This window comes from Psychrobacter sp. KCTC 72983 (assembly GCF_014280455.1).
In the GTDB taxonomy this organism is placed as follows: Bacteria; Pseudomonadota; Gammaproteobacteria; order Pseudomonadales; family Moraxellaceae; genus Psychrobacter; species Psychrobacter pacificensis.
On sequence record NZ_CP060390.1, the window covers coordinates 1,885,879 to 1,902,536 of the forward strand.

The following is a 16,658-nucleotide window of genomic DNA, read 5'->3' on the forward strand; positions in this document are numbered from 1 at the left end:
AAGAAATAGGCCTAAAGGGTATATACAGAAATGAGTGAAATGGAAAAAATTACTGGCAATAGCCCAGAAGCGAAAAGCTTGGATATTACGCAGCAAAACATTGAACAGCTTAAGCAGCTTTTCCCTGATGTCTTTTCTGAAAATAAAATTGATTTTGAGGCTCTTAAAGCAGCTTTAGGAGAAGAAGTTGACGATTCAGAAGAGCGGTACAACTTTACATGGAAGGGTAAGAACAAAGCTCGCCAAATTGCTCAAACCCCTTCAACAGGCACTCTACGCCCTAGCAAGGAAGAAAGCGTAAACTGGGATACAACAGAAAACCTATTTATTGAGGGTGATAACCTTGAGGTGCTTAAGCTATTGCAAAAGTCTTACCATAAAAAAGTAAAGATGATCTATATCGACCCTCCTTATAACACAGGTAATGACTTTGTTTATAAGGATAGCTTTCAAGATAACTTAAAAAACTATTTAAAAACAACGGGTCAACTAGATAACGAAGGTTTTAAGCTGAGTCCAAACTCTGATACGTCTGGAAGATATCATTCTGCATGGTTGAATATGATTTACCCTAGAATGAAGCTAGCAAGGAATTTATTGAAAGAAAGTGGCGTGCTTTTTATGTCGATTGGCCAAGCTGAGTTAGATAACTCCGTGAAAGTGTTAGATGAAATATTTGGTGAGGATAATAGAGTTTCTATTTGTACAAGGCTTATGAAAACTGGAGGTCAGAAAGGTAAATTCTTTTCTCCAAATACAGACTATGTTTTGGTATACGCTAAGAATATTGAATTCTTGGAGAATTTTAGAGGTGAGATAAGTGAGGAGCTACAAGACAAGGTTTATAACCAAATCGAAACTGAAGGAGAGCGAAAAGGCGAAAGGTATAGAAGTATGGGTTTATTTCAACCAACGTTAGAAAAACGCCCGAATCAGAGGTATTACATAGAATGCCCAGATGGTGAGTTAGTTATCCCGCCAGGTGAAACATTTCCGCATACGAAGAAAGATGCAGAAAAGATTCTTCCTGTTGATGGAGATGGCGTTTGGAGATGGTCTTGTGCTAGATATCTTGAGGAAATATCTAAAGGCAATATTTTATTTAAGGAAACTAGTACATCGCCTTTATTGACATCTAGTAAGTCACAAAGTAAGTGGAATATTTATACAAAAATTTGGCTAAATGAAAGGCTTGAAAGTGGTTCACTACCTTTAGACATGTTCGATAAGTTTGAGAATAGACATAGTTCAAAAGAGTTAAAGGCATTAGATATACCCTTTGATTTTGCAAAACCAACAGACTTAATTTTATATTTGATGCAGATTATTGATTTAAATGAATCTGATATCGTTCTTGATTTTTTTGCGGGCTCTGCCACAACAGCTCATTCAGTAATGAAGTTTAATTCATTGACAAAAGATAAAAAAATAAGATTCTTTTGTATTCAACTTCCCGAAAGAATTGATGAAAACAGTTCCATTTATAAAAAAGGGTATAAATACATTACGGATATTGGTATTTCTAGAATAAAGAAAGCTGCTACCTACATAGATAATATTCAAGATAATGGTTTTAAGATCTTCAGACTTGATGAAACCAATATCCGCCCTTGGGATGCAGATTTTGATAATTTAGAAAGTGTTTTAAGACAAGCAACAGAATCCATCAAAGAAAATCGCTCAAACGAAGATGTGCTTTATGAAATATTTCTAAAATATGGTTATGATTTAACGACACATGTAGAGACTGAAATTATAAATGGCAAGCAAGTCTTTGTTATTGGTGCTGGCGCATTAATTGTGTGTCTAGACGATGGAATCACAAGTGAAGTGGTTGAAGGTATTGCTAAGCTTAAAGTTGAGCTAGATACAGAAACAACTCAGGTAGTGTTTAAAGATGCTGGATTTGCTGATAGCAACGTGAAAACAAATGCCATCCAGATCTTAAAGCAAGCTGGCATTGATGATGTTAAAAGCATCTAGAGGATAAGTAATGTCTCAAATGAAAATAAAGTTTAATCCTGACCTTTCTCATCAAAAAGATGCAGTTAATGCTGTTGTAGGTGTATTTGAAGGTCAAGAAACCTTTCAATCAAACTTCTCTGTTGCAAGTAGTGCTCTCAGTAATGAACAGTTAGGTCTATTTGCGAAGAATAATGACATTGGTGTAGCTAATGCGCTCAATCTGCTACCAGAGGAGCTGTATGAGAATACTCGCAATGTTCAGCTGTTGAATGGGCTCCCTCAAACAGAAACAACCAAACAAGCTCTTCATAGCCTCGATTTTACTATTGATATGGAAACGGGCACAGGTAAGACTTACGTTTACCTGCGTAGCGTATTTGAGCTATATGAACGTTATGGCTTGAGTAAGTTTATTATTGTTGTTCCCTCAGTGGCCATTAAAGAGGGTGTATATAAGTCTCTTCAAATTACAGAAGAGCATTTCAGAAAAGAATATAAAAATATTCAGTATGATTACTTCGTATATGACTCATCAAAGCGAGATCAGGTAAGAAATTTCGCTACTAATGACTATATTCAGATTATGGTAATCAATATTGATGCTTTCAGTAAATCATTTGTCGATCCTGAAAAAGAATCAACTGCTAACCTGATTCACCGTACAGATGATCGACTCAATGGCATGAAGCCTATTGAATTTATCCAAGCGACAAACCCAATAGTAATTATTGATGAACCTCAGTCAGTAGCTTCTACAGCCAACCGTAAGAAAGCAATTGCTAGCTTAAATCCGTTATGTACATTTCGCTACTCAGCTACCTTGAATGAGGACTTTAATAAACTCTATAAGCTAGATTCGAGAGATGCTTTTGAGCGTAAATTAGTAAAACAAATTGAAGTAGCTTCATTAGAAATTAAAGATAATCATAACCAAGCCTATATTAAGCTTCTTAGCGTTGATAACAAGAAGTCACCAATTACTGCAAAAATTGAAATCGATGCTCAGACCAAAACAGGTAAATTGCAGCCTCGTAAATCTATTACAGTAAAAGCAGGTACTGACTTATTCGAAGTGTCTGGTGGACGGGATCTTTATGAAGGTTATGTGATAAACGATATTTACTGCGAGGAAGGCAGCGAGTATATTGATTTTACTAGTCGTGATGACATCATAGAACTCAATCAGGCTATTGGTGAAGTTGATCAAGACACTTACAAGCGACTGCAAGTATCAAAAACAGTAGAAGAGCATCTAGAAAAAGAACTGAAGTTTTATCGAAAAATTACCACTGGAGTTGATCCAATGGATCACTCTAAAGTTCTTAGTAAAAAAGGAATTAAAGTTCTTAGTCTATTCTTTATTGATAAAGTAGCCAATTACCGTGGGTACAATAAAGATGGCGTGCCTGTACAAGGTAAGTTTGCCAGTTGGTTTGAAGAAGAGTTTATAAAACAGCTTAAAAAACCAAAGTATCGTGTTTTATACCCTTCAGTATGGGATAAGGATGATTCTGGAAAGTCAATTATCAATGAACAAGCTCTCAAGGAGTTGGCAAGCTCTGTTCATGATGGTTACTTTGCACAAGATAGAAAGAAAGACGCTCTAGGAAATCCGTTGTTTGCAGAATCTAAGCTTTCAGCAAAAGGTGAAGGTGGTAAAACTATTGCTGATGAGTCAGCTTATAACCTCATTATGAAAGATAAAGAAAAGTTACTCTCAATGGATGAGAAACTACGTTTTATCTTTAGTCACTCTGCTCTAAAAGAAGGGTGGGATAATCCAAACGTATTCCAAATATGTACTTTAAACGAAACCAAGTCTGAAACTAAAAAGCGCCAAGAAGTTGGTCGTGGTTTGCGTCTAGCTGTAGATCAGTCGGGTGAGCGAGTACCTTACGGTTTTGAAGTAAACACACTAACCGTTATGGTAAACGAATCTTATGATCAGTTTGTAGCTAAGTTCCAGAAAGAAATTGAAGAAGAAGAAGGTATTAAATTTGGTGTGGTAGAAAAACATCAGTTCGCCAATATCGTAATATCTGATGAACATAATGATAAAGAGTTTCTTGGAGCAAAAAAATCAGAAGAGATCTATCAGCATCTTGAAAATCAGGGTTATATAAATAATAAAGGTAAAATACAAGATTCTCTAAAAACTGATTTAGCTGATAACATTGTGGTTCTACCAGAAAGCGTGGAAGAGTATGCCGAAGCTATTCTGGCTACCTTAACTAAAGTCGCAAGAGGGTTAAGCATCAAGAAACACGAGGAAAAGAAAACTGCTAAACTAAAGGAGAAAGACGGTAAGCAAGTTGTACTAGGTGACGATTTTAAGGCCCTTTGGGATCGTATCAAGTACAAAACCACCTATAGAGTGAATTTCAGCGTTAGCGAGCTTGTAGAGAAGTGTATCAAAGAGATTAGAGCGTCTGTTGTCGTTTCTAGTGTTAAGTATGAATCGAAAAAACGAAGAGTTGAAATTGCTGAATCCGGAATTCTCATCTCTGATTTAGATTTAGAAGGCAAGAAAGTTCAAGATAAACAAGGTGTGCTGGAGGTAAGCTTCAAGCTCCCTGATATTGTTACCTACTTAGAGTCTCAAACGAATCTAACACGCTCAACGATAATTCATATACTACTAGGCTTAGGTGATAAGCTCGAAGCATTTAAGAAAAACCCACAGCTATTTATTCAACAATGTGCAGAAGTCATTCGCAAACAAATGCGTTTAGCGATTGTTGATGGTATCTCGTATCAGCGCATTGGTGATGAAAATTATTATGCTCAAGAACTGTTTCAAGAAGAAGAGCTAACAGGTTATCTAAAAAATATGGTTGAAGCACACAAGTCAGTTTATGATTACATCGTTTGTGATTCTAATACTGAGTTTGAGTTTGCTGAGAAGCTTGAGCAATCAGCAGAAGTTAAACTTTATACTAAACTACCTGCTTGGTTTAAGATTGATACGCCATTAGGCAGTTATAACCCTGACTGGGCTGTACTGATTGATAAAGATGATGAGATGGGTGAGCAGCTATACTTTGTGGTTGAAACCAAATCAAGTATTTTTTCTGATGATTTGAGAGCAGCTGAGAAGGCCAAGATTGATTGTGGTATTGAACATTTCAAGGCTTTGAGCAAAGGTAGCAATGGCGTAGATTTAGAAAACCCAGCTAAATTCGTGAAAGCTGATAACTACAATACTTTCTCCACACACTTCAGCTAATTAAATGAAAATCGAAGATCATGATTAACATGGTCTTCGATTTCTTAATCGTTAGACCACCTAACTAAAATATCTCAAGTTCAACTGTACGGATTTGATGGCAGAGGTTTAACAACCATAGAGTATTTATTAGCTATGGTAATCCCCCCAATAAATAAGAACACTTACAAATAGAGAGTAACTGCTAAAATACACCAGCAGGAGAATTCTATGAAAAAGACACGCTTTAGCGACAACCAAATCGTCAACATCCTAAAACAAGCCGAACAAGGCGTCCCTATTACCGAGCTGTGCCGCGAGCATAACATCAGCCAAAGTACCTTTTACAACTGGCGCTCAAAGTATGGCGGCATGGATGCCTCTTTAATTGCGCGCTTAAAAGAACTTGAAGTTGAAAATGCACGTCTTAAGAAGATGTATGCTGACGAATGTCTTAAGTCCGATATTCTACAGGATGCCATGACAAAAAAGTGGTAGCGCCCCAAAGGCGCAAAGCGTTGGTTTGTCACTACATTGAAGATCGTAGCATTAGCATACGCCGTGCTTGCCGTATCTTTAACATCAGCGTCACCTGTTATTATCACAAGTCGGTGGCAACAGATGAGAACCAGCAAATAGCGGACTTACTTATCAAACTGACCGATGAGAACAAGAACTGGGGCTTTGGCTTGTGCTTTTTAACCTTGCGTAATGTGCTAGGACTGCCGTACAACCATAAGCGGGTATATCGCATCTACTGCGAGCTTGAACTCAACCTTAGAATCAAGCCTAAGCGTCGCATTAAACGTGCTAAACCAATACCATTAGCAGTACCTGATAGGATTAACCAAAGCTGGAGCATGGACTTTATGCACGACAGCTTAACTGATGGCCGCGGCTTTAGACTGTTCAATGTCATTGATGATTACAACCGTGAGGCACTCACCGTTGAAGTCGACTTCTCGCTACCGGCCGGGAGGGTCATACGCAGTCTTAATCAGCTTATTGAGTACCGAGGCAAACCTGTGCAGATAAGATGCGATAACGGCCCTGAATACATCAGCAATGCGCTCAAAGACTGGGCTGAGCAGCAAGGTATCATCTTAAGCTATATTGAACCTGGCAATCCACAGCAAAATGCGTATGTAGAGCGCTTTAACAGAACCATGAGATATGATTGGTTAAATCAGGAGCTGTTTGATAATCTAGAGCAGGTACGCGCACAAGCAGAAAACTGGTTATACCATTATAATCATAAGCGCCCAAATATGGGCAATGGCGGTTTTACACCGATACAGAAACTCAATCAGGCAGCTTAATTCTATTTATTAGGTGTCTTAAGTTTGGGAGGGTTACCCTATCTAAAAGTTGTATTTACAGGGATAATTCTAGCTAAAACGCATTATTTGAAACTTTTTTATATTTAATTGTATTTACTTGACATAAGTATATGTTTTTAATTGACTTTTAAATTATTATACCTAATATTGTATACTTAACCGTTTTAGGAATACATAATTAAGTAATGTTGATTAAGTTAGATAGAGCCTATGTGAATAGGCTCTTTTTTTGTTTAAAAGATAAAGTACTGAACAAGTATCTTTGAATTAAAAATCCCGTTAATAGCGGGGTTTTTAGTTTTTATGAATAAATTATTAGAAAATTACCTATATGTTTATATTCACGCGATATCAGAGATTAAGTATCAAATAATAGACTTACTTATTGTTATTTTGCTAATAAAAAACAAAACTTATGTTTATTTTTCATTCTGCTATTAAAGGCTGGAAATATATGCGATTACTATTGAGTGGTTTATCAAGGAAGTGTGGTTATTCACTGTTGTATATAACCGTTATTTTTTAAAAGCGTTGTTGCCATTATTTTATTTTCAATTTTTATATTAAAATTTATAAAAACTACCTTTCATACCTTATATAAACCGTTTGTGCTATCCAATTCAATTAGTGGTAACAGTCTATTGATGACATTGATATACTCTATTTAATTAAATAGTGTAGCTGATTTTAAGCGCCAAGGTTGCATGTAAAGCATCAGTTAACAATAAATTCAAATCTATCAGAGTTTGGCCATTCATGGCTGAAAAGAACAAAATTATCTGGGTCGGTGTCTTATCGGTAAGATGCCTATCTTGCTGTCAATATTGAATATAAAGCATGAACTACGGTGACGTGTTTCGCAAAAGCGATTTAGGTAGAGCAGAAATAAAGTCTCAAAGTCTCGGTATATTGCCGCGAGAAGCGAGAACATTGCTGATTATGATTGATGGCAAGCGCACGTATCAAAACTACCTTGATACGCTTGATAATAGCAAAATGTTTGCTGATTTTGACGGTGTTGGGCCTTTATTTGAGTTGCTTTTAGAGCTTGATTGTATTGAACTGATTGGTGCTGCTAACGCTAGTTCGCAAATCCAAACAGCGCCTCAGGTATCTACTGTAACCGAAGCACCTACTATTCCTCAAGTACCAGTCGCTAAGCAACCTCAATCTACAGGCAACTCATTTGATGTCAGTACTGAGATAGAGTTCGATCGTACTTTTAATAGCAAACCGCCAAGCAAAATTGCAGAGACTGGCAAAAAGTCTATCGGTAGTATGTTGAAGGCAAAAGTTGCTGGTGCCAACTATGGAACCCTTAAATCTGACTTGGCGACCTACATTGAAAAAAATGCACCACCTGCAGAAGCTTGGGGCTATTTACTGAGTCTAGAGCAGTGTGAGGACAGCGCGCAATTATTACTGTTGGCACAAGAAGTACAAAAGAGCAGTAACGCGAATCTAGCACGTGGTATGAGCAAATTTATGAAAAAAATTCAACAGTCACGTTAGTACGGCCATTGATGAGTGATTAGCAATACCTGCACCGCCTTTTTTATAAATCTAGCAAATTAATTGGAAAAAATTATGGAATCAGTCGATCTCTCAGAGTCAAATAGTCTAAAAATGCGGCAGGGTGAGCATATCATTTTGCGTCTGACTTATATCAGCCGTTACAACACTGATAATGCTAATGGTGAGGTCACTCGTATCCTTGAGCAGGCTCGGCAAAACAATGAGCGCAATGGCATCACTGGTGCGTTGGTGTTTAACCATAACTACTTTTTACAAAGTATCGAAGGGGCTAGGCCGATTATCAATGGCTTGCTTAGAAAGCTTGTGCAAGATGAGCGTCATCATTCCCTGCAAGTCATAGAATGCCGTGAGGTTGAGCAGCGTCATTGGAACAAATGGTCAATGAAGTATTTGATTCCAAGCGATGAGAACAAGGGGCTGGCACTGAAGTTTTCGACAGGTAACGAATTCAATCCTTATTTGATGAGCACCAATCAGATTATGATGTTGATTGACACCTTATCAGAGCTTCAAGAGCAAGAAGAGCAGCGTGCCTCTCAAAAGAAAAAACCGTGGTATGCCCTTGGTTAATTGAGTAATGCCTATAAATGCGATCCGCTTTCATAATATTTGTATAAGAGAACAAACATGACATCAACACACGCAGATGCCCATATCTTAGTGAGCATGACCTATGCTAGCCGTGCAAACCCAAATGTATCAGCGACCGATTTCAATGAAATATTACAGCAAGCACAGATAAATAACGCTGCTAATAGTATCACTGGGATGCTAACGTTCAATAAAGATTATTTTTTGCAGACGATAGAAGGCCCAAGAGCGCAAATTAATCGATTGCTATACAGTCTCATTTCCGATGAGCGTCATCACGACCTACAGATTATTGACACACGTGAGCTAAAGCATAGGGAGTGGGCGAAATGGTCGATGAACTATGCGTCTCCGACCGAAGAGAACGCCGCAATCTATTTAAAGTACTCTACGACTATTGGTTTTAACCCTTACCTGCTAAATGCTGAATCTGCTCATGGGTTGATGAATGAGCTGAGTGCACAAAAAGGCTAAATAAAAGTCGTTAGGGTTTAGACAAGCATTCGTTCGCAAGCTCATATACTTTTGCTACAGCGCCTAATTATTAGATGCTAATAAAGCAGATTTATTAATATAGTGTATGAATGAATATTATTTTATTAAAAAATGAAAAAGTACTAATATTCAGGGAATACCGCATTTAAGAAACACTATAGAAAATAGAAATTTGTTGAGTTAAGTTTTGATAAGTAATTATTGTCGATAGCCATTTGCTATATAAGGTATAATGAATGCTTGTGTTTGCCAGCAATATTTTTATTATTCATGTTTATTAAAATAATTATGAATAATCTTTGATTAATCAAAAATCAAATTAACCCTTAAAAACTATTAATTTTTGAATAATGAATGAGTCATCATTCAGGTATCTCAATAGGTACAATGTCTCTATTGAGGTGATATTTTTTATCCGACAGTTGGACTTACTATGAGTAAAAATAACGCAATTGATTTAGATAACTTAAACGTAGATGAACTACGTGCCATCAGCGAAAATGCACAGCAGCTTATTGCCAAAAAACAGCATCAGCGTTTGTACGATGCTTATATTCAGTTTGAGCAAATTGCAGAAGACAGCAACGCTACGATTGAAGAGATCTTAAAAGCTGGTGAAAAACTAGAGAAAAAACGCAGTATTAAGTATCGCAATACTGATAACAAGGAAGAAACTTGGACTGGTCGCGGACGTAAACCAACGTGGTTGGTAGAAGCGCTAGCAGCAGGTCGTGACCTTGAAGATTTTGCTATCTAATTAGGCTATCCAATTAGATAGTTTCGAGTCTTAACACAGTACGAGACGGAGCTTATCAGTCTTATGGATAATGGTTTATTTACAATCATTTAGTCATAAGCACTGAAGCTTTGCAAAATAAAAAAGCCAGTATCTCTATTGCCAATATTTTGGTAAAAAGATACTGGCTTTTTTTCTGTCATCTATAGGTCATTGTTTGTTATGATAATGACGTTTTTGTCTTATATAAGAGTTGTGCAACCGTGGCCCAAGTATCTGAGTTGTCTCATAAGCGTCCCCGCAAGCTTTGGTGGCTGATCGGATTTGTATTGTTTGCCTTATTTGCTGTATTGCAAATGCCAGCGGCATGGCTAATCCAAAAGTATGCACCCAATACGCCTTACGTGCAGCATGTGTCTGGCAATGTATGGCAGGGCTCTGCTATTTGGCAAATTCCTCTATCATCGACACCGCTCACAGGGATGGCCGAATGGTCATGGCAGCCATGGCAACTGCTCACAGGAAAGCTTGGTGCCGATGTGACTATCAACTCAGAGCAAACGAGGTTAAACGGACAGGTAAAACTGGGTTTAAACTCATGGCAAATCGATGATATGAGCGGAAAGATTGCTCCTGAGACTTTGGCAAGTATGGTTGATTGGCAACTGCCTAACACACCCATTCAAGTCAATGGCGTTTCGTTAAAGCGTCAGTCTAGCGACAATGCATCATCGGAATCAGCTGAGAATGAGTCTGCTAAAAATGCGGCGGGATTTAGTGAAGCTGATGGTCAGTTGACCTGGGTTGGCGGTGAAGTCGGCTATCCGAGTGGCGGTAAGGTTTTTTATATTACTATGCCTGCATTGCGAGCTGAGCTGAGTGCTGAGCAAAAGAACAATAAAAACCTGCTGCATATCAATCTATTGAATAATCAAGATAAGCGCTTGGGCGATCTGTATATAGACGGGAACAATATGCTAGATGTCAGTCTGACTCAGCGCCTACTAGAAAACATGCCTGAATATAAAGGGCAAGCACCGCAGGACACACCAGTCGTTAGTGTGCGCCAGCCGCTGCTAGCTGGTTTGGGGGTGCCCTAAATGTCAAATATTGCTGCCAGCTTAAAGCCTGTCGTGAATACTCTCAATCGTTTTTCAGGGTGGTTGTTGCTACTGGCAATTGCTTGGCTATGTTGGACAGCGGCGCGTCTTTTGTGGTTACTATTAGCAGCGCCCTTAGCACCAGCATTGCCACTAGCCCCTTTGCAAAACAATACAAAGTCTGCCAATGACTATAGTGGTTTGTTTGCGATATTTGCTGATCCTGACCCTATTGCAGCGGCAGTCCAGCCACCACCCAATGTTGAGCTTAAAGGCGTACTACTCGCCATACCGGAGAGCATGTCTTCAGCGTTGCTTAACATTAATGGTGAGGTGAAAAATTACCGAATTGGTGATGGACTAAAAGACAGCGACTATATTCTTGTCGCTGTTGACTGGAATTCGGTTATTATCGCGGATGCCAATGATAAAGAAACAGTGATTAGCATGCCAGATGCTATCCCGCTAGATCAAAGTGATATGCTGGCAGGCGGCGTCAGTAATCAGCGTCTGCCAGACAATAGTATGTTACCGACTGCGCCTCAGACACTACAAGATACGCCGCCTGAACCGACAGAGACGAATGGTGAAAGCAGTCCGCAAACGGCGATTGAAGAGGCGGTCACCGCGCTGCAAGAAAATCCTGCCAGTTATTTGAGTAGAATGGGGGTGATGGCCTCAGGTGAGAGCTACCAAGTCACCGCAGCGATGCCATCAAAATTACGCAATCGACTGGGACTGGAGCCAGGCGACAAAGTGTTGACAGTAAACGGGCAAAACGTGGGCAATAATCCTGCTCAGGATGCTGGCGTATTACAGCAAGTACAGCAAGCAGGCGAAGCACAAATCGAGGTTCAACGTGGTGAGCAAGTTATTACTATCCGCCAGCAGTTCTAATAAGACGGACTTTTAGCAAAGAGTGCTCGTTAAAAACTCAGTACATATGACGCAATATCACTGTAGGTAATTATCAATATGGTAAGTTTTCATCAATTTTCAGCCACACCGTTACACCGTATCCTGCCGCGTTTGATGCGCCTGTGTCGTCCTCTTTGCCTAGCGGTACCCTTATGGGCTGCTAGTATGGGCCTAGCGAATGCTGAGAGCTGGAAGGTCAACTTGCAAGATGCCGATATTAAAGCCTTTATTAATGAAGTGGCAACCATCACCGACCAAAACTTTGTCCTTGATCCTCGTATCAACGGCAATGTGACGGTCATCTCGAACAAAGCCTTATCGCGTGATGAGATTTATCAGCTGTTCTTAAGTGTGATGCAGGTCAATGGGATTGCAGCGATAGAGTCAGGTACGACAATCAAACTGGTGCCAGATAATGTTGCCAAGCAGTCTGGTGTCGCTGTTGATTTGCGCGGCAATAGTGTCGGTGAGTCGCTCGCAACCCGAGTGATTTATTTGACGAATACTCAAGCAGCAGAAGTATTGGGCGTTATAAGACCTTTAATGCCGCAGTCTGCACATGCCGCCGCTGTGCCTGGTGTGAACGCGCTGGTGCTATCAGATCGTGCTGATAGCCTGAATCAACTCACCGCACTTATCCGTGATTTGGACAGCAACGTCAATGACAGTCTGCAAGTGATACCACTACGCCACGTCGATGCCGAACGTATGATGGAGCTAATCAGTGCCTTGGTGGCAAGCGCTGGTAGCGGACAAGCACAAGGTGGTAATAATCAACTCAAAGTGATCGCTGATTCATCAAGTGATCGGTTGCTGGTCAAAGGCAGCCCTGAGATGATTGCCAAAGTTCAGGAGATGGTTAATCAACTAGATACCACACCGACAAGACGATTAAGTGGGTTACGTGTCTTTCGCCTAAAGTATGCCAGCGCTAGTCATATTGCCGATATGCTACGAGGCCTTTTGGCCAATCAATCGATTAATAGCGCTGGAGCCACCTCAACGTTAGAGTCCGCTTCTTTAAATGATGCAAGCAGTACAGGGGCAGCCATTAACAGTGCGGCGAGTGAGAGTATTGGCAGTAGTAGTAGTACATCAGTTGTGCCTGCTAGCAATACAAGTGGAAGCGGTACAGGCGTTGGTGGAAAACCCTTTAGTATCATCGCTGACGAGACACAAAATGCCGTTATCGTCAATGCTGCCCCTGAGCTCATGTTTGAGATTGAAGATGCGGTCAACCAATTGGACAGTCGCCGCGCACAAGTCTTAATTCAAGCTGCTATCGTTGAAGTTTCAGGCGATGATGCAACCCAGCTAGGCGTTCAGTGGGCGCTAGGTAATGCCAATAGTGGCTATGGCGTCGTCAACTTCAATAATGTCGGTGCTAGTGCGACCACTTTGGCCGCTGCCGCATTGGGTGGTAGTGCTGCTGCGGGCGCCGCAGGTATTAGCTCCGCTGCCAGTTCTATCGTTGGTGCATTGGTTGGGATTGGCGATAGCCGAAAAGACAGTCAGGGTAATACGGAATTTTATGGTGCCATTTTGCAGGCACTCGACTCTTCTACCAGTGCCAATCTATTGTCCATGCCGTCTATTTTGACATTGGATAATGAAAAGGCCAGTATCTTGGTTGGTCAAAACGTACCTTTTGTCACAGGTTCTTATACTACCAGTGGTAACAACTCAAACAACCCTTTTCAGACCATTGATCGTCAAGATATTGGTATCAATCTTAACGTTATCCCTCATATTGGTGATAATGGCACCGTACGTTTGGAGGTCTCACAAGAAGTATCTTCCGTCGTACCAGGTACTACTGGCAATGCTAGTGGTTTGACTACCAATAAAAGTCTCATTAATACAACGATTTTAGCCGATGATCAGCAGACCATCGCCCTAGGTGGTTTGATGCGTGACAATAGCACCACACGCCAGCAAAAAGTTCCGGGCTTAGGAAATGTACCAGTGATTGGCAGGTTGTTCCGCTCTGACAATGACAGTACTCAAAAGAGTAACTTGATTATATTTTTACAACCAACCATCTTGCGTGATGGCGGCGCGGTCGCCAGTGTCACAGAGCGTAAATTTAACCAGATGCGTGTACTGCAATTGGTCATCGATAAAAATGGTACGATCAAACAGCTCCCGTTGAGCGGAACACAGGGCTGGGATGGTAATGTCGATGCAGACTATGAATTGATGCCGCTCAACCCCCTTATTCCTAAGCGCGATCAAACACCCAGATCAACCCCTCAAGGTTTCACTAAGGTAGATAGTCCCAACGATGGTATAACGACGTATCCTCTAAATCGCTAAAACTGTCACAGATTGCTATTTTAATCCACTCATTCCTCTCAATTAGTACAAGCCAATGTACGGTGTAATAAATAAACGTTACATCGTACATGAGCTTGCGTATTCGTAACACAGCTAAACAGAGCGACCGTCGTATTTTACGTATACTAAACTTTAGTGAGATAAAATAGGTATGCATATTTATATCCACAAAATTGGTGCTGTATCAATAGGTAGAGACAGTCATGGCAAATCATAAAAGGGGTAAAAGTTGGCTGGTCTTGGGTGCTGTGGCCACCGCCTTATTGATTATTCCTCGGCGTAGTAGTCGAAAATCCGATAAGGTGACTGACACTAATATCGCAAATTTAAAAAATAAGAATGCTCATCACGGGGATAAGGATACCCAGTAGGGGCGCATAGCGCTTTATAGTGAACGCGGCATCGCTTGAATAGGCTGTTACTACAACCATGTGTATAATATGATGGTTGATAAGGTATTTTGCTAAACACGTTGTTTTTGGAGTGTATTTATGTCTGGTCCTGAGTCATCAAATAGGGTAAATCAAGCCTTGAGCAATTGTTATCCGCTCATTGATACCCATACACATTTTGATGCGCCAGTATTTGATAATGATCGAGAGCAACAGGTGCAAAAAGCTTACCATCAAGGTATACGTCATCTTGTGCTGGTTGGTTATCTTTATCAGCATTTTGAGCGTATGTATGACACTAAGCAGTTGATCGATAAGTTATCAAAGCGTTTTGGCATAGACACTGGCGAACATAACGAGTCTGATTTCTGTACCCATATTGCGCTAGGCTTACATCCTTTTTATATCGAGCAGCATACTGATGCTCATTTGACAGAATTGGCACAAATGGTTGCGGATAGTCGACCATTAGCCATCGGTGAAATTGGCTTGGATACCTTTACTGATGCAATGAAAGAGCCTGATGTTTTTGATAAACAAAAGCGGTTCTTTGAGGCGCAGCTAGATATCGCTGTGACCCATCAGTTGCCTGTAATGCTTCATATTCGTAAGGCGCATGCCGAAGCGCTCGCTATATTAAAAGCGCATGAATACGATGCTCACACATTGGGTGGTATTGCGCATAGTTTTAGTGGCGGTGAGCAAGAAGCCAAGGCATTTGTGAAATTAGGGTTTAAGCTGGGTGTTACAGGTCAGGTGACCAATCCGAACGCCAAAAAACTGCGCCGTGCTATTCAGGCTTCTGTGGACACATATGGTATTGAGTGCTTGGTGATTGAGACAGACTGTCCGGACATGACGCCGATTATGTGTCAAACTTCAAATAGTCAGCATTCAGCCGTTGGACAAAGTCCAGATAGCGAATTAAAAATGGCACATGCACACGATAGAAATATCCCTGCTAATTTGCTTTGGGTATTGTCGAGTTTAAGTGAATTATTGGGTGTCTCACAGGATAAACTTGCTAAGCAGTTATGGCAAAATAGCTGCGATGCCCTAAAAGTAAACTGGGCCTACCCAACATAATTATTAAACTTACACTTAAAAGATGAAGTAAGCACAGTCAAAATATTTAAAAAGAGTATTTAAAAAGCTATGAATGAAACCAGACAAATTGAGCACCCAGTCGTAGAGCCAGTCACTACCGAATATGATAATGTACAAGCTAGCGTAGATGAAAAAAATGAGCAGTATGACCGCCGCTTTCAAGGTACGCGCACGCTTTATGGCACATCAGCTGTCGATACTTTTGCAGCGTCGCATGTCTATATCATTGGGGTAGGCGGTGTTGGTTCTTGGGCGGCAGAAGCGCTGGCACGTACGGCAGTCGGAACTATTACTTTAATTGATTTGGACGTTTTGGTGGCCTCTAATGTCAATCGGCAGCTACCGGCGTTAGACAGTACGTTTGGTCAAAGCAAAATTGAGGCAATGGCGGCACGTATTAAAGAGATCAATCCTAAAGTCACCTTAAATCTCGTTGATGATTTCTTGACCGTCGAAAACGTCGCAGCGCTACTGCCGGGTCGCCACGAAGCGAAAGCAGCCGCCGATCAAGGTAGGCCTACTGTGATTTTAGATTGCGTCGATGATATGAATGCCAAGCTGGCGATTGCCCTACATTGCCGTTTTAATAAATTAAAGCTGGTCTGTGCAGGTGGTGCAGGTGGTAAGATAGATCCAAGTCAAATAAGAGTGAGCGACTTGCGTGATAGCTATCAAGATCCATTGCTTGCCAAATTGCGTAATAAGCTGCGCCACGAAAAAGGCATCAATAGCGCGCTAAAAGAGAAGTTCGGTATCAAATGTGTTTATTCTACCGAGCCACCACATGTGGATAAGAGCTGCCAAGCAGGCGGATTACAATGTGGTGGTTATGGGTCGGCAGTGGTCGTCACATCGGTGGTCGCAATGATTATGGTCAATGAAGCGTTACAATTATTGATAAAGCAGACGAGTCACCAATCGAGCGTCTGATATTAT

General features: G+C 40.5%; 12 protein-coding genes. All 12 read left to right on the plus strand.

What is annotated here, in order from left to right; genetic code table 11:
* Window positions 1–30: 30 nt before the first annotated feature.
* A complete protein-coding gene (locus PSBA01_RS08090; RefSeq protein ID WP_186473822.1) occupies window positions 31–1,983 on the plus strand; it encodes a site-specific DNA-methyltransferase in 1,953 nt (650 codons plus the stop codon).
* Window positions 1,984–1,993: 10 nt separating this feature from the next.
* Window positions 1,994–5,191, plus strand: coding sequence for a type III restriction-modification system endonuclease (locus tag PSBA01_RS08095; RefSeq protein WP_186473824.1), 3,198 nt, complete (start codon window positions 1,994–1,996; stop codon window positions 5,189–5,191).
* 210 nt (window positions 5,192–5,401) lie between these two features.
* Window positions 5,402–6,489, plus strand: a protein-coding gene (locus PSBA01_RS08100; RefSeq protein ID WP_186473796.1) for an IS3 family transposase whose coding sequence is annotated in 2 segments (ribosomal slippage) — window positions 5,402–5,654 and window positions 5,654–6,489 — 1,089 coding nt in all. Because the reading frame shifts where the segments join, the coding sequence is not laid out codon by codon here.
* Between the two features lie 858 nt (window positions 6,490–7,347).
* Window positions 7,348–8,022 (plus strand): hypothetical protein, encoded by a 675-nt coding sequence (locus PSBA01_RS08105; protein ID WP_186473826.1) that lies wholly within the window; start codon window positions 7,348–7,350, stop codon window positions 8,020–8,022.
* Window positions 8,023–8,097: 75 nt separating this feature from the next.
* Entirely contained in the window at window positions 8,098–8,616 is a 519-nt protein-coding gene (locus tag PSBA01_RS08110; protein WP_093070610.1) for a BLUF domain-containing protein, read from the plus strand.
* A 57-nt stretch (window positions 8,617–8,673) separates the two neighbouring features.
* Window positions 8,674–9,111, plus strand: coding sequence for a BLUF domain-containing protein (locus tag PSBA01_RS08115; protein ID WP_093070607.1), 438 nt, complete (start codon window positions 8,674–8,676; stop codon window positions 9,109–9,111).
* 454 nt (window positions 9,112–9,565) lie between these two features.
* On the plus strand, window positions 9,566–9,889 hold the full coding sequence (locus PSBA01_RS08120) for an H-NS family nucleoid-associated regulatory protein (RefSeq protein WP_186473828.1): 324 nt from the start codon (window positions 9,566–9,568) through the stop codon (window positions 9,887–9,889).
* Window positions 9,890–10,131: 242 nt separating this feature from the next.
* Entirely contained in the window at window positions 10,132–10,968 is an 837-nt protein-coding gene (gspN, locus tag PSBA01_RS08125) for a type II secretion system protein N (protein ID WP_058025604.1), read from the plus strand.
* Window positions 10,969–11,865 carry a type II secretion system protein N gene (locus PSBA01_RS08130; RefSeq protein ID WP_186473829.1) on the plus strand — a complete coding sequence of 299 codons (897 nt, stop codon included), beginning with the start codon at window positions 10,969–10,971 and terminating at the stop codon, window positions 11,863–11,865.
* Between the two features lie 78 nt (window positions 11,866–11,943).
* The gene (gene gspD / locus PSBA01_RS08135; protein ID WP_186473830.1) at window positions 11,944–14,202 is read left to right on the plus strand and encodes a type II secretion system secretin GspD; all 2,259 of its coding nucleotides are present in this window, start codon (window positions 11,944–11,946) and stop codon (window positions 14,200–14,202) included.
* Between the two features lie 512 nt (window positions 14,203–14,714).
* On the plus strand, window positions 14,715–15,701 hold the full coding sequence (locus tag PSBA01_RS08140; protein WP_186473831.1) for a TatD family hydrolase: 987 nt from the start codon (window positions 14,715–14,717) through the stop codon (window positions 15,699–15,701).
* Window positions 15,702–15,770: 69 nt separating this feature from the next.
* Window positions 15,771–16,652 (plus strand): ThiF family adenylyltransferase, encoded by an 882-nt coding sequence (locus PSBA01_RS08145; RefSeq protein WP_186473832.1) that lies wholly within the window; start codon window positions 15,771–15,773, stop codon window positions 16,650–16,652.
* Window positions 16,653–16,658: the final 6 nt, after the last annotated feature.

Coding starts and splice junctions, on each gene's coding strand:
- PSBA01_RS08090 (WP_186473822.1), top strand. CDS start 31: ATGAGTGAAATGGAAAAAATTACTGGCAATAGCCCAGAAGCGAAAAGC.
- PSBA01_RS08095 (WP_186473824.1), top strand. CDS start 1,994: ATGTCTCAAATGAAAATAAAGTTTAATCCTGACCTTTCTCATCAAAAA.
- PSBA01_RS08105 (WP_186473826.1), top strand. CDS start 7,348: ATGAACTACGGTGACGTGTTTCGCAAAAGCGATTTAGGTAGAGCAGAA.
- PSBA01_RS08110 (WP_093070610.1), top strand. CDS start 8,098: ATGGAATCAGTCGATCTCTCAGAGTCAAATAGTCTAAAAATGCGGCAG.
- PSBA01_RS08115 (WP_093070607.1), top strand. CDS start 8,674: ATGACATCAACACACGCAGATGCCCATATCTTAGTGAGCATGACCTAT.
- PSBA01_RS08120 (WP_186473828.1), top strand. CDS start 9,566: ATGAGTAAAAATAACGCAATTGATTTAGATAACTTAAACGTAGATGAA.
- PSBA01_RS08130 (WP_186473829.1), top strand. CDS start 10,969: ATGTCAAATATTGCTGCCAGCTTAAAGCCTGTCGTGAATACTCTCAAT.
- gspD (WP_186473830.1), top strand. CDS start 11,944: ATGGTAAGTTTTCATCAATTTTCAGCCACACCGTTACACCGTATCCTG.
- PSBA01_RS08140 (WP_186473831.1), top strand. CDS start 14,715: ATGTCTGGTCCTGAGTCATCAAATAGGGTAAATCAAGCCTTGAGCAAT.
- PSBA01_RS08145 (WP_186473832.1), top strand. CDS start 15,771: ATGAATGAAACCAGACAAATTGAGCACCCAGTCGTAGAGCCAGTCACT.